The organism is Microbacterium sp. AZCO (genome assembly GCF_039614715.1).
GTDB lineage: Bacteria > Actinomycetota > Actinomycetes > Actinomycetales > Microbacteriaceae > Microbacterium.
On the sequence record NZ_CP154857.1, the window covers coordinates 1,685,968 to 1,699,887 of the forward strand.

The window sequence follows — 13,920 nt, forward strand, 5'->3', positions numbered from 1 at the left end:
GCTGGTTACTTGAAGTCGCTCAGAAGCGGTGCAAGCTGGTTCGGGTCGGAGCTCTTGTCGATGCCGACCTTGGAGTCATCGAACATGAAGAACGTGCTCACGTAGACCCACGGCGAGAACCATGCCTGGTCGATGACGTACTGGTTCAGCTCCTGCTGCGCAGCCTTGGACTCGTCGCCCTGAGTCGTCAGGATCGTGTTCCACAGTTCGTCGACCGTCGGGTCGCTGACGTGGGACGTGTTCCAGATCGCCGTCGGGACGATTGCGCCGTCGATCGTGATCCGTGAGTCACCGTGGTTGCCCAGCGGCCAGAAGATGACCGGGTACTTGCCGCTCAGGAGGTCGAGGAGCGCAGTCTGGCCCGCGAGCGTGACCTGGGTCACGTTGATGTTGAGCTCTTTCAGACCGTCGATGACGACGGGCATGGCCGAGTCGAGACCGAAATTCGCGATGTACGGAAGCTCCATGTCGAATCCGTCCGCGTACCCCGCCTCTTCCATGAGCTCCTTGGCCGCGGTGAGGTCGTACGGGTACGGGTCCTCGAGGCCGTCGATCCACGCGTCGCTGCCGGCGCGGAAGATCTGCGACGTGGGCTCGGCCTGACCCTGGTAGAGCTTCTCGGCGATCGCCGCCTTGTCGAAGACCATGTTGATCGCACGGCGGACGTCGGCATTGCCGAGCGCGGGCACGATCTTTCCGTCACGGTCGTTGATCAGCAGGCCCGACCAGGTTCCCTGCTGGGGAATGGACGCCGTGCCCGCGGACTGCAGCTCAGCGAGGGTCGAGGGCGGGAGCACTGCACCGGAGATCTGCCCGGTCTTGAGTGCGTTGACGCGGGCGGTGGTGTCGGCGAGCACCTTGAGCACGAGCTTCTCGTACGGGTACGCGTCGGCGTTCCAGTTGTCGGGGTTCTTTGTGAAGACATACTCCGCGCCAGGCGTCGAGTTCGCCAGGTCGTACGTGTACGGGCCCGAGCCGACGGGCTCGGAGTCGAGGTCACCCGAGGCGAGATATGTCGGGCTCGCGACGACACCGGTGCCGAGGCACAGGTAGGACGTCAGGAACGGCTTCGGCTGGGGCGTCGTGATGACAACGGTGTTCTCATCCGGGGCCTCCGCCGTCACCCCGGCGAAGAAGCTCTGGCCGCCGGGCGAGGTGAACTCGTAGTCGAGCGTCGCCTTCACCGCAGCGGCGTCGAGAGCGGTTCCATCGCTGAACTCGACACCATCCCGGATCTGAAGCGTGAGCTTGGTGTTGTTGTCAGAGAACTCCCACTCCTCGGCGAGCCCGGCGGAGATCCCACCCTTCTCGTCGCACGTCAGGATCGTGTCGTACACGGCCTGCGCAGCCCATGCGACCGACCCCGGAAGGAGCTTCGCGGGATCCCAGCCGGGAAGATCGGCCTCCATACCCAGCACGAGCTCCGCCTTGCCGGACTCCTGCGCCGCCGTGTTGTCACCACTTCCACCAGCGGTGCACCCGCTGGCGAGCACTGTCAGGGACAGGGCTCCTGCGAACACCGCAAGAGCACTGCTTCTCCTCATGGACATGTGTCCTCCTCGACACTTCGGTCCCGCCGCTCTCGCCGGGACTGCTGTTCGCCACGACCGTCAGTGACCGCGACGTGGATTCGTATGGTGCTGCGTGGGCGAGATCGTGAATCGATTCACACCCGACGTCCTGCAGTGTGGCACATCTAGAATGAACAAGTCAACGCGCATTGGCTGAATTCGTGTAACGATTTACATCCTAGGCCAACGCATGATAGAACCGTCCTAGCCGCCGCGACAGTTCGCGGAGTCCGGCACCGGTGTGCGAAGGAGACCCGATGGCGACTGCGCCGCGCGCGACGATCTCGGATGTCGCCCGATCCGCCGGCGTCTCCCCCGCCGCCGTCTCGAAAGTGCTCAACAACGGCTACGGCGTCAGTCCCGCGATGCGGGAGAAGGTGACGGCGGCGATCGCGGAGCTGGGCTATCGGCCCAGCTCCGCCGCCCGGTCGTTGAGGGGCCGATCGCACTCGCTCGGGGTGATCGCCGACGTTCGCTCGCTGAGTGTGGTCCGTGTTCTCGACGGCATCGAGAGCACCCTCGACGACTCGGCGCTCGACATCCTGATCGGACCAGCCGGTCCGTCCCCGGAGAAGCAGCAACGGGGGGTTGAAGCGATGCTCAACCGCGGAGTCGACGGGCTGATCCTCGTCGCCCCCGGACTTTCGCACGACACGCTTGAGACGATCGGGGCAAGCGTCCCGATGGTGCTCATCGGCCGTCATGGTGGAGGACGCGGCTTCGACACCGTCGTAGACGACGACGCCGCGGGATCGGCCCTTGCCGTCGAGCATCTCGTCGGTCTCGGCCACACGCGCATCGCGCACATCTCGATGCCGACAGCGGGTCTCCGTCGTCCATCGGTGCTGCCGCAGACCGCGCGCGCAGATGGGTATCTCGCCGCGATGAAGCAACACGGCATCGAACCGGATCTCGTCGTCACCGAGTACACCGAGGACGGCGGATACCGCGGCGCGCTTCTCGCCATCGATCGCGATCGGCCTGCCACAGCGATCTTCGCGGGAACCGACACTGTTGCCCTCGGCGTGCTTCGCGCCGCCCACGAGCGTGGGCTGAAAGTGCCCGGCGATCTCTCCGTCGTGGGGGCCGACAACATCGCCGTCGGCGACCTGCCGCAGATCGCCCTCACGACGATCGACCCGTCGGGTGAGACGAACGGCGCGACGGCGGCACGGCTGCTGCGCGAGCGGATCGATGGCCGCACGAAGCCGATCACCCACGCGATCGCGCCTTCGCTCATCGTCCGCGGCACGACCGGCGCTCCGACCGCCGAAGGCACCGACGAACAGCGAACCAACTGATGGCATACGGCTCCATCCGCCCAGGCTCGGTCTGGAGCGACACGAACGGAAACCGGATCCAGGCCCACGGCGGGTCGATGCTCCACCACGACGGCCGGTTCTACTGGTATGGCGAGAACAAGGAGCGCACGACGCCAGGGAGCGGGATCTGGCACTGGGGCGTCCGGTGCTATTCATCCGACGATCTCTACAACTGGGTCGACGAGGGTCTGATCATCCCGCCCGCGCCTGACGAACCCGACTCTCCGCTGCATCCGGCGAAGTTGATGGACCGGCCGCACATCATCCGCAACGAGCGGACAGGCAAGTGGGTGTGCTGGCTGAAGATCATGACCGCAGGGCACGAGCAGACCTCGACGGTGCTCGTCGCCGACGACCTCCTCGGCCCGTACGAGATCGTCGCCACGGGACTCCGGCCGCTCAGCATGAGCGCAGGCGACTTCGATCTCGTCGTCGCACCCGACGACGGCAAGGCCTACTACTACTTCGAGCGCGTGCACAGCGAATTGATCTGCGCCGATCTCACCGACGACTACACCGGGGTCACCGGGTACTACTCGACGCACTTCCCCCTGCACCGTCCACCCGACGTGCGCGAAGCGCCGGCGTACTTCCGTCGCGGGGATCGTCACTACCTCATCACGTCGGGGACCTCGGCATACTTCCCGAATCGATCTGAGGTCGCCGCCGCCGAGACATTCCACGGCCCGTGGGTCGTCCTCGGCGATCCTCATCCCGGCGACTCCACCGGGACGTCGTATCGCTCGCAGATCACCTCCGTGTTCAAGCACCCGCACAAGAAGGACCTGTACATCGCGTTGGCGGATCGCTGGCTCCCGAACGTCTCCGCCGAGATCGCCAACCAGGCGCAGGACGAGTTCCGCCGCATGTTCGCCGGCGAGACGATCACGCCGGACTCGGCGTCCGCGTCGGTCGTCGTCGACACGTCGATCGCCGATTACGTGTGGCTCCCGATCCGGTTCGACGGCGATGTGCCGAGGATCGACTGGCTCGACGAATGGCGGGTTGAGGACTTCGACTGAACCCCCTGCAGCGGTCGCAGTGGACCGGGGCGGTGCGCGCCGCTCACTCCGCGCGCACCACGACCTCTGCGTCGCCACGTTCCGAGTGCGCAAGGACGCGGATCTCGCCGACTCCGGTCGGCCGCACGATAGCCTGAAGGCGTCCCTCGTGAGTGCGATGAGTGTCGCCGGCGAAGGGCTCCTCGTCGTCGGGCTTCGCGCTCGACAGCGCGACGAGCGCGCCGGGACCCTCGACCGTCACGACGACGTCGACGCTCTCGTCGACGGCGATGGTTCCCGCCGCGTCGCTCAGAGCGAGGTCGATGTACACGAGCTCTTCGGGGTCCGCCCCGATCCGGTCGCGCTCGACATCGGCCCGCAGCGCCACGGCGCCGTCGAGGCTCGACAGTTCGGTCCGTCCGACTTCGCGGGCGGAGCGTCGAGCCACGGCTGTGAGCACGCCACGGCGGAACTCGGTCTCGAAGCGCGCGATGAAGTCGCGCTGGTGGCCGCCGACATCGATGCCGACCGGCGCTGCGCCCAGGCTCTCCCCGTCGAGCAGAAGCTCGACCTCGTCGGCATCCGAATACACGTCGACGATGACCGGGGAGCCTTCCTCGACGTCCCACGCCCAGCTCGGGAGCACGTCGTCCCACGCCCATCGCCCGACCGTGAGCTGCCGGCCGTGGCCCTGCGGCCGATGCACGGCGATGAAAGGTTCGTCACGGAGTCCCCAGACCGTTTCGCGCCAGTAGGAGATCGGTCGCCGGTTGCCGTTGATGTCGATCGTCCCGGCCTGCGACAGCATCCATGGGTACGGAGATGCCATTCCGACCGGCTTCACCGGATCGTCGGCGTAGACCGCACGACCCGTGCCCGCCTCGCCGAGGTGATCCCACGCCGTCCACACGAAGTCGCCGATCACCTGGGGGTACTTCTCCACGAGCGTCCACAGTCGGTCGAGACGGCCGGGGAATGTCTCGGTGCCGACGAGCACGCGATCCGGGAAGATCTCGGCGTCGAGGTCGTAGCGTGCCTCTGAGTAGTTGATGCCCGCGACGTCGACCTGGGCGTGGGTCTCCTCGGTCAGTCGTGTCGCGGTCTCGGATGTGCCGATCCCGGCCGAGCCGTCTGCGCTGAGGATCGTGTTGAAGTCGAGTGCGATGGACTCGTCGTGCGCGTTGACTCGGGAGTCGATCATCGAAACGAGGGCGTTCACGGCGTTCGTGATCGGGCGGGTGGGGTCGAGCGCCCTGACCGTCTCGGCGAGACGGCGCCCCCAGATAGCGGCGCCGGGCCGGCCGATCTCGAGGATCTCGTTGCCGATCGAATACATGATGACACTGGGGTGGTTGCGACCGTTGCGCACGAGAGCCTCGACATCGCGCTCCCACCATTCGGGGAAGCTGAGCGACGAGTCGAAGCTGCTCTTCCCCACGGTCCACACGTCGGTGAGCTCGTCGATCACGAGCAGCCCCACCTCGTCGCACGCGTCGAGGAACGCGCGGCTCGCGCCGTTGTGGGCGCTGCGGACTGCGTTGAACCCTGCGGCCTTGAGCCGCTCGGCCTTCCTCCGCTCCGCCGCCCGGATCGCGGCCGCGCCGAGGGGGCCGTTGTCGTGATGGATGCAGCCGCCGCGCAGCTTCACCGTCCGGCCATTGACACGGAGGCCGTGGATCGGATCGACCTGGAGGGACCGGACGCCGAACGTCGTCTCATCGCTGTCGAGGGGCTCGCCGATCTCATCGACCACGGTGCTCGCGCAGCGGTACAGATGAGGGTCATCCAGGTCCCACCGACGTGGATCGCGAATGAAGTGCGAGACGCGTACGATCGCCGGTTCTCCGGGCAGGATCGTGACTGGAACCGACTTCTCGCTGACGACAGCCCCCTCGGCGTCCATCACCCACGACAGAAGCCGGACGGTGCGCTGGTGCCGCGAGTCGTTGCGGATCGGGGTCGCGACGGCGACGACGGCCAGGTCGTCCGAGATCTCCGGCGTGGTGACGGCGACACCGCCGAGGGGGATGTGGACGGCGTCCGCGACGGCGAGCCACACATCCCGATAGATCCCGACCCCGGTGTACCAGCGGCTGTCCTGGTGTGCGCGGGCCTCGACTCGGAGCGTGTTCTGCGTGCCCGTCATGATCCGCGACGTGAGGTCGACCGAGAACGGCCTGTACCCGGACGGGCTCTGCGCAATGAAGTCACCGTTGAGCGAGACGACGGCGTCACGGTACACGCCGTCGAACTCGACCACGATCGTCTGGCCCGCCCAGTCCGCCGGGGCGTGGAACGCCTTTTCATAGACGACGTGAGCGCTGGGGAAGTATCCGGAATGACTTCCATTCGGGCTGGCAGCCGAGCGTGGAAGGTCGCGCATCGCGTCGTGCGGCAGCACCACCGCCAGAGGCGACGTCGGCGCGAGCGCCGCCGCGAACAGGGATTGCTTGGGGGCGATCGTCCAGCCATCGTTGAACGGTGTGCGCAGCATCCTCGCCGCTCCTTCTGTCATGCGTCGCGGCAGGGCCGCTCCGCTGGATCTCATGACGATGCTAAACGAAAACCACCCATGTGTGCGAAATACAGCTAGAATCATCGACGGCGGCGGCGACGCCGGCAATCACACGGCACATACTCGAGGAGGAGCAGGTGGCCGACAGCAACGTTCACCCCGGCGATGAGCAACGGGAGGACTTCGCGCACGCCGCGCTGCGCGCCGCCCGCGATCGTCATGTCACGGCGCGAGAGGACTACGAAGCCGCCCTTGCGTCGTTCGAGTGGCCGGATGTCGGTGACCGGTTCAACTGGGCGATCGACTGGTTCGACCGCATCGCGCGCGGGAGCGACCGGACGGCGCTGTGGATCGTGGAGGAGGACGGCTCCGAGGCGAAGTACTCGTTCGACCTCATGGCGCGCCGCTCCGACCAGGTCGGGCGGTGGCTCGAGCAGCAAGGCATCGGCCGCGGCGACTCGGTCGTACTCATGCTCGGCAACCAGGTCGAGCTCTGGGAGTCGATGCTCGCCGTGATGAAGCTCGGCGCGGTGCTCGTCCCTTCTACGACGGCCCTCGGCACCGCGGACCTCGCCGACCGGGTCGAACGCAGCCGCGCGCGGGCGGTGATCGCGAACCCCGCCGACACGGGCAAATTCGACGATGTGCCCGGCGACTACCTGCGCATCTCGATCGGCGACGCCGACGGGTGGACCGACTACGCGCAGGCGGCCGAACTCACGGCCGCCGCACCGTTCGAGACGCGCACCGCGCCCGGCGATCCGCTGCTGAAGTACTTCACGTCGGGCACGACCCGCAAGCCGAAGCTCGTGCAGCACACCCAGTACTCCTACCCCGTCGGGCACCTCTCGACCCTCTACTACCTGGGCCTGCGGCCCGGGGATGTGCAGCTGACGATCAGCTCCCCCGGGTGGGCGAAGCACGCGTGGAGCTGCTTCTTCACCCCGTGGCTCGCCGAGGCGACCGTGTTCGTCTACAACTACTCCCGGTTCGAGGCCGCAGCGCTCTTGCACCAGATCCGCCGCGCCGACATCACGAGCTTCTGCGCTCCCCCGACGGTGTGGCGGATGCTGATCCAGGCCGACCTCACCGGCGGCAAGGGGTCGCTGCGCGAACTCGTCGGCGCCGGCGAGCCGCTCAACCCCGAAGTCATCACCCGCGTTCAGGATGCCTGGGGCCTCACGATCCGCGACGGATACGGGCAGACCGAGACCACGGCGCAGGTCGGGAACACCCCAGGATCCGACGTCGTCTTCGGTTCGATGGGCCGCCCGCTTCCCGGCGTGCCGGTCGTGCTCATCGATCCGCTCACCGGTGAGGAGACCGACGAAGGCGAGATCTGCCTCGACCTGTCCAAGACACCGCGAAACCTCATGACCGGGTACGCAGACGACCCCGAGCGCACCGCGGACGTCATGGCAGACGGCTACTACCACACGGGCGACATCGCATCACGGGGTGCCGACGGCTACCTCACCTATGTCGGTCGCACCGACGACGTCTTCAAAGCATCCGGCTACAAGATCTCGCCGTTCGAACTCGAAAGCGCGCTCATCGAGCACCCCGCCGTCGCCGAAGCCGCGGTGGTGCCCGCACCGGACGAGACGCGGCACGCCATCCCCAAGGCTTACGTCGCGCTCGCGGCCGGATGGGAGCCGACGGCCGACACCGCCTTCGAGATCCTGAAGCACGCGCGCGAGACACTCGCCCCATACCTGCGCGTGCGGCGCATCGAGTTCGCGGAACTGCCCAAGACGATCTCGGGCAAGATCCGCCGGGCCGAGCTGCGGGCCCGGGAGGACGCCGCGACCGCACGGGCCGAGGGCGAGTACCGCGACGACGACTTCGCGGAGTTCAAAAGGGCCCGCTGAGTCCGTCCAGATTCGCGCAAGCCGGGCTGCGGTCACCCTCCGATCGCGACGTGGAACTTGGGACCGCTTCCTGCCCCAACCGGCCGGTGCCCCGCGAGTACGGCGGGGAGGTCTTCGAGGGTCAGCGTCGCTGCGATGAGCGGCCTCGGGTCGACCGCAAAGGTGGCATATGACTGGATGGTTCCGGCGAGCCCCGGGGAGGCGCTGAGGATCCCGACCGCAGTCACGTCCTTGAGTGCGATCTCGCGCGTGTCGACGAGGCTCGGCGTGCCGGCGAGGCCGACGTAGACGAGCCTCTTGCCGGGCTCGACAAGGTCGACGGCCTTTGCGGGGAGATGCTGCGCATTGGATGCCTCGATCACCGCGTCCCACGGCAGTTCAGGCAGCGTCTCCTCGGTCCAGACATGCTCGAACCCGAGAGTGCGCGCGAAGGCGAGCGACCTCTCGCTGCGACCCAGAAGGTGGACCTCGGCGCCGGCCGCCTTCGCGAACAGACCGCACAACAGTCCGATGGTGCCGGGTCCGAGCACCAGGCACCGGTCACCCGGTCTCAGGCTCGCGGCCTCGACGGACCGGTAGGCGTTGCCCCCTGGCTCCACCATCGCGCCCATCGCGTCGTCGACCGAATCCGGCAGGCGGTGGAGCGAGGTGACCGGCACTGCGACCTGCTCGGCCAGTGCGCCGGGCGCTCCGTCGCGGATGCCGAGTTCGCCGCGGAAGTCGCACACGTGCTGCAGGCCCTGCAGGCAGCGGCGGCATTCGCCGCAGCCGAGCATGGTGTCTCCGGTGACGCGGGCGCCCAGCCACGAGGCATCCACCCCGTCGCCGATCTGCGAGACGACACCCATCCATTCGTGGCCGATCCGTACCGGGAACGAGGTGTGGCGGGTCTCGTAGTACGCCATCTCACCGGTGAACAGTTCCATGTCGGTGCCGCAGATCCCGGCGCGCTTCACATCGACGACCACCTCGCCGGGGGCGGCGACCGGCGCGTCGACGTCCTGCACTTCGGCCTGGTGGGGGCCGGTGATGACGAGGGCTTTCATCGGGGTGCGATGACGTTCTGGCGCTGGGTGCCGAGGTGGTCGATGCCGACGGTCATGACGTCGCCGGCCTGCAGCCAGATCTGGGGGGTGAAGCCCATGCCGACTCCGGGAGGGGTGCCGGTGTTGATGAGGTCACCTGGCTCGAGGACCATGAACTGGCTGATGTAGTGGACGATGAAGTACGGGTCGAAGATCATCGTCGACGTCGATCCGGTCTGGCGGCGCACGTCGTTGACGTCGAGCCACATGCCGAGGTCGGTGACCGACTCGACCTCGTCCTGGGTGACGAGCCAGGGACCGGCGGGGTTGAAGGTCTCGGCGGACTTGCCCTTGAGCCACTGCCCGCCGCGCTCCATCTGGAATGCCCGCTCGGACACGTCGTTGACGAGCACCCACCCGGCGATGTGGTCGCGGGCGTCCTCGACCGAGTCGAGGTAGCTGGTGCGCTTGCCGATGACGATGCCGAGCTCGACCTCCCAGTCGGGCTTGGTCGCGCCGCGCGGGATGCGGACGTCGTCGTTGGGGCCGACGAGGGCGTTCGGCGACTTCGTGAACAGGATCGGCTCCGTGGGGACGGCCTGCCCGGTCTCGGCGGCGTGGTCGGAGTAGTTCAGGCCGACGCAGATGATCTGGTGCGGGCGGGCGATCGGGGCGCCCAGGCGCTGGTCGCCGATGGGCTGCCCGCCGGTCGCGGCGCGCTCGGCGACGATCGGGGCGATCCGGTCGAGCCCGCCCGTGCCGAAGAAGGCCTCGTCGAAGTCGGTGACGACGTCGGACAGGTCGATGTAGTGGTCGTCGCCGACGAGTGCGGCGGGCTTCTCGGCGCCGGGGGCGCCGATGCGCAGGAGCTTCATGCTGTTTCCTCCAAGGAGAGTGCGGTGGGCGTTCCGGCCCACAGGTTCGGGTGGATGCCGCGGTGCCCGGTCCTGACGGTGAACAGGCGTCCCGACAGGGGGTGGGCGGCGAGGCCTTCGGGGGTCATGCCCTCAGTGGCGGTGGTGATGACAAGTGTGTCGAGGTCGGGGCCGGCGAACACCGGGCAGGAGGTGTGCGGAGCGGGCACGTCGACCCGACCGACGACGTTGCCGTCGGGCGAGATGCGGATGACGCATCCCTCACCCCACAGCGCCACCCACAGGTGGTCGTCGCTGTCGATCGTCATGCCGTCGGGGTACCCGTCGGTGATCTTGAGGAACACGCGCCGCTCACCCGTCTCACCTGTCGCGGGGTCGTAGTCGCGCACGTGGATGCGGCGGCTCAGCGTGTCGACGGTGTAAAAGGTGCGCCCGTCTTTGGTCCAGCCGAGCCCGTTCGAGAGGGTGAGGTCGTCATCGAGCACGGTGACTGTGCCGTCGGCGCCGACCTGGATCAACTGCTCATCGCCCGGCCCCTTGGTGCCGACAACGAAGCGGCTGGCCGGGTCAGGCTTGCCGTCATTGAACCGGCGGCCATCGACGCCGATCAGGTCGGGGCCTGCCGTGATCTCGCCGTCGAGGCCGCGGGTGTAGAGACGCTCGGTGCCGGCGACCAGCCACTCCCCCGCCTGTGACACCGCAACGGCCCCCGCGGTGTCGGGGAACTGCACCTTCTCATCGATGACGATCGCACCGCCGTGGGCGAACCGGCCGGAGTAGACGAAACCGTCCATGATGTCGACCCACAGGATGCGGCCGCGGATCGGGTCCCATGTCGGCCCCTCGGCGAGGAAGTGCGAGATGCCGGTGGCGACGCGCGGGAGCCCGAGCATCGGGGCGTGGTCGTAGGCGGTCATCGGGCGGCCTCCGTGAGGGTGTCGTCGAGCACCTGCAGGATGTGCCGGTACGGGTTGCCGGTGGCGCGGGTCATGCCGAGTTCGCAGGTGCGGTTGAGGGAGGCGTGCACGTCCGAGCTCGCGGCGGCGACGTCGGCTGCTTCGGGGCGGGTGGCGGAGTGGGTGAGTTCGGGATGCAGCATCCCGCGGTCTCCGGCGAAGCCGCAGCATCCCCAGTCCTCGGGGACGACCACGGTCTCGGCTGCCGCGGCGGCGACGCGGGTGAGCGCGCCGTTGATGCCGAGGTGAGTGGACGAACACGTGGGATGCACCGTGACCGAAGCGAACTTCTCGCCCGCGGGCAGGTGTGGCAGGACGTGCTCGTCGACGAACGCGACCGCGTCGACCACGGTGATGTTCGCCTGGCTCGCGGCGTCGAGGAGGACGTGGAGCCCTTCGGTGCAACTGGACGCGTCGCACACGACGGGCAGGCGTCCCCCGTCGGTGGCGCGGGCGAGGGATGCCGCGACGCGATCGGTCATTGTCTTGTACCCGTCGGAGAGGCCCTTGGACTTCCACGGGGTGCCGCAGCACAGCGACGGCAGGTCGTCGGGGGTGCGCACCTGCACGCCGGCGCGTTCGCACAGGCGCAGGAACGATTCGGCTGCGCCGTCGCCGCCGACGGGGCCGAACATCGTGTTCGTGCACGACGAGAAGAACACAGCGATCGGCTCCTCCGCGTCGATCACGCGGCGCCGCTTCCCGCCGCCTGGAAGGTCCTCTGTATAGAGAGGGACGCTGTCGTCGCCGAGGATGCCGCGGCCGACCTTCGTCGCGAGTGCCGGCAGGGCGGTGGGCACGGCGTTCGCGACGGTGAGGGCGACGCCGCCGACGGCGGACACGGCATCCCACTGCTTCGCGGCGAGGTTCCACCCGGTCTGCGCGACCGCGTTCTGGTTCTCTTTGCGGAGGCGGCGGACGAGGTCGCCGGTGTTGATGAGGACCGGGCATGCGGTCTGGCACATGCCGTCGACGGCGCAGGTCTGAACCCCGTCGTACCCGTACTCGTCCTGCAGGGTGCGGACGAGCTGCTCGTCGCCGCGGTCGCGGGCGCGCTGGATCTCGCGGCGTAACACGATCCGCTCCCGCGGGGTGAGGGTGATGTCCTTCGACGGGCAGACCGGTTCGCAGTACCCGCACTCGACACACCGGTCCACCTCGGCCTCGACGGTCGGAGCCGTCTTCAGGTGTCGCGTGTGGGCGTGCGGGTCGTCGGTGAGGAGGACGCCGGGGTTGAGGGTCATGCCGGGGTCGATGAGTCGCTTGACCTCCCACATCACCTCGTAGAGTTCGTCGCCGTATTGCCGGTGCACGAACGGGGCCATGATGCGGCCGGTGCCGTGCTCGGCCTTCAGCGTGCCACCCTGCGCGAGGACCAGGTCGACCATGTCTTCGGTGAATGCCTCATATCGGGCGAGCTTCTCGGGATCGTCGAAGCGCTCGTTGATGAGGAAGTGGATGTTGCCGTCCTTCGCGTGACCGAAGATGACGCTTCCCTCGTAGCCGTGCTTGTCGAACAGGGCGATGAGCTGCTCGCACGTCTCGCCGAGACGCTCCACCGGTACGGCGATGTCTTCCAGCAGCGCTGTCGTGCCCGACGGGCGGGCACCGGCGACGGCGGTGAACAGGCCCTTGCGGATGTGCCACAGCTGCGCCCGGGTCGCGGTATCCGTCGACAGTGCGGCCGGCGTCACGAGTGGCAGCGCGTCGAGAACCGGGGTCGCAGTCGTACGGCGCGTGTCGAGGGCGGCCTCGGATTGCTCCTGGAACTCGACCAGGAGCGCCGCGTGGTCGACGACGACAAGCCCGGTGAGGTCTGCCGTCGCTTCCGGATCGCGCTGCGCGACACGCAGGGATGCGGCATCCAGCAGTTCGATCGTCGCGAACCCGGCCGTGACCAGAGCCGGGAGCGCCGCTGTTGCGTCGCGCAGATTCGCGAACATCAGCAGCCCGGTGGCGAGGTTCGGCTTGATCGGGAGGGTGCGGAAGGTGGCCTCGGCGACGAACGCGAGTGTGCCCTCCGACCCGACGACGAGGTGGGTGAGGATGTTGAGCGGGTCGTCGTGGTCGAGGAACGAGTTGAGCCCGTACCCCATCGTGTTCTTGATCGCGTGCAGGGTCCGCAGCGTCTCGACCGACTCTGGATTGCTCCGGATACGGTCACGGAGGGTTTCGAGGCCCGCGTGAATCTCGGGCTCCGCCTCACGGAACCGCTCGACGGCGCCTGGCGCGCCGGTGTCGACCACGGTGCCGGACGGCAGCACGAGCACCGCGGACTCGAGGGTGCGGTACGCGTTGGCGTGCGTGCCGCACGACATCCCCGAGGAGTTGTTCGCGATCACCCCGCCGATCGTGCACGCGATCTCACTCGCCGGATCCGGTCCCAGCTTGCGCCTGTACCGCGCGAGGCGCGTGTTCACCGCTCGGACCGTCGCGCCGGGCTGCACCCGCACCCGCTCCCCGTCATCGAGCACGTCGATGCGGCGGAAGTGGTGACGGGTGTCAATCAGCACGTGGTCCGTGCCGGCCTGACCCGACAGACTCGTGCCACCGGAACGGAACGTCACCGGTGACCCGACCGCGCGCGCAGCCGCCATCACCCGGGCGACCTCGTCGACATCGGTCGGCGTCACCACGGCCTGCGGGGTCAGCAGGTAGTGCGACGCATCGTGCGCGCCCGCGAGCCGATCCGTCGCACGAACACCGACCGCCGCGCCCACCGCCTCGATGGCAGCTACCAGTTGCGGGTCGACCGCGGTGAGCGTGGCGGTGCCGGCGAGCATG

At 68.1% G+C, this 13,920-nt stretch carries 9 protein-coding genes; 3 read left to right on the top strand and 6 right to left on the bottom strand.

Going from position 1 to position 13,920, the window contains the following annotated elements:
- Nucleotides 1-5: 5 nt before the first annotated feature.
- Entirely contained in the window at nt 6-1,544 is a 1,539-nt protein-coding gene (locus AAIB33_RS07880) for an ABC transporter substrate-binding protein (protein WP_345802989.1), read from the bottom strand.
- A gap of 284 nt (nt 1,545-1,828) precedes the next feature.
- Between AAIB33_RS07880 and AAIB33_RS07885 the strand changes: the two genes are divergently transcribed.
- On the top strand, nt 1,829-2,872 hold the full coding sequence (locus AAIB33_RS07885) for a LacI family DNA-binding transcriptional regulator (RefSeq protein WP_345802990.1): 1,044 nt from the start codon (nt 1,829-1,831) through the stop codon (nt 2,870-2,872).
- Nucleotides 2,872-3,915, top strand: a complete 1,044-nt coding sequence (locus AAIB33_RS07890; protein WP_345802991.1) for a family 43 glycosylhydrolase — start codon at nt 2,872-2,874, stop codon at nt 3,913-3,915. Before AAIB33_RS07885 ends, AAIB33_RS07890 begins: the two co-directional genes overlap by 1 nt.
- A 43-nt stretch (nt 3,916-3,958) precedes the next feature.
- On the opposite strand, the gene AAIB33_RS07895 is transcribed toward AAIB33_RS07890, so the two are convergent.
- The gene (locus AAIB33_RS07895) at nt 3,959-6,517 is read right to left on the bottom strand and encodes a glycoside hydrolase family 2 TIM barrel-domain containing protein (RefSeq protein ID WP_345802992.1); all 2,559 of its coding nucleotides are present in this window, start codon (nt 6,515-6,517) and stop codon (nt 3,959-3,961) included.
- A gap of 29 nt (nt 6,518-6,546) precedes the next feature.
- Here AAIB33_RS07895 and AAIB33_RS07900 point away from each other — a divergent pair, with 29 nt between their 5' ends.
- The gene (locus AAIB33_RS07900) at nt 6,547-8,280 is read left to right on the top strand and encodes an AMP-binding protein (protein ID WP_345802993.1); all 1,734 of its coding nucleotides are present in this window, start codon (nt 6,547-6,549) and stop codon (nt 8,278-8,280) included.
- A 32-nt stretch (nt 8,281-8,312) separates the two neighbouring features.
- On the opposite strand, the gene AAIB33_RS07905 is transcribed toward AAIB33_RS07900, so the two are convergent.
- From AAIB33_RS07905 to AAIB33_RS07920, 4 genes are read right to left on the bottom strand one after another with little or no spacing between them, the layout of a single operon-like run.
- A complete protein-coding gene (locus AAIB33_RS07905; RefSeq protein WP_345802994.1) occupies nt 8,313-9,326 on the bottom strand; it encodes an alcohol dehydrogenase catalytic domain-containing protein in 1,014 nt (337 codons plus the stop codon).
- Nucleotides 9,323-10,180, bottom strand: coding sequence for a fumarylacetoacetate hydrolase family protein (locus AAIB33_RS07910; protein ID WP_345802995.1), 858 nt, complete (start codon nt 10,178-10,180; stop codon nt 9,323-9,325). Before AAIB33_RS07910 ends, AAIB33_RS07905 begins: the two co-directional genes overlap by 4 nt.
- A complete protein-coding gene (locus AAIB33_RS07915) occupies nt 10,177-11,097 on the bottom strand; it encodes an SMP-30/gluconolactonase/LRE family protein (protein WP_345802996.1) in 921 nt (306 codons plus the stop codon). The genes AAIB33_RS07910 and AAIB33_RS07915 overlap by 4 nt, the downstream gene beginning before the upstream one ends.
- Nucleotides 11,094-13,919 (bottom strand): FAD-binding and (Fe-S)-binding domain-containing protein, encoded by a 2,826-nt coding sequence (locus AAIB33_RS07920; RefSeq protein ID WP_345802997.1) that lies wholly within the window; start codon nt 13,917-13,919, stop codon nt 11,094-11,096. The genes AAIB33_RS07915 and AAIB33_RS07920 overlap by 4 nt, the downstream gene beginning before the upstream one ends.
- Nucleotide 13,920: the final 1 nt, after the last annotated feature.

Bases quoted from the DNA above. Each gene is read 5' to 3' on its own strand.
- AAIB33_RS07880 (WP_345802989.1), bottom strand. From the start codon at position 1,544: ATGAGGAGAAGCAGTGCTCTTGCGGTGTTCGCAGGAGCCCTGTCCCTG.
- AAIB33_RS07885 (WP_345802990.1), top strand. From the start codon at position 1,829: ATGGCGACTGCGCCGCGCGCGACGATCTCGGATGTCGCCCGATCCGCC.
- AAIB33_RS07890 (WP_345802991.1), top strand. From the start codon at position 2,872: ATGGCATACGGCTCCATCCGCCCAGGCTCGGTCTGGAGCGACACGAAC.
- AAIB33_RS07905 (WP_345802994.1), bottom strand. From the start codon at position 9,326: ATGAAAGCCCTCGTCATCACCGGCCCCCACCAGGCCGAAGTGCAGGAC.
- AAIB33_RS07910 (WP_345802995.1), bottom strand. From the start codon at position 10,180: ATGAAGCTCCTGCGCATCGGCGCCCCCGGCGCCGAGAAGCCCGCCGCA.
- AAIB33_RS07915 (WP_345802996.1), bottom strand. From the start codon at position 11,097: ATGACCGCCTACGACCACGCCCCGATGCTCGGGCTCCCGCGCGTCGCC.
- AAIB33_RS07920 (WP_345802997.1), bottom strand. From the start codon at position 13,919: ATGCTCGCCGGCACCGCCACGCTCACCGCGGTCGACCCGCAACTGGTA.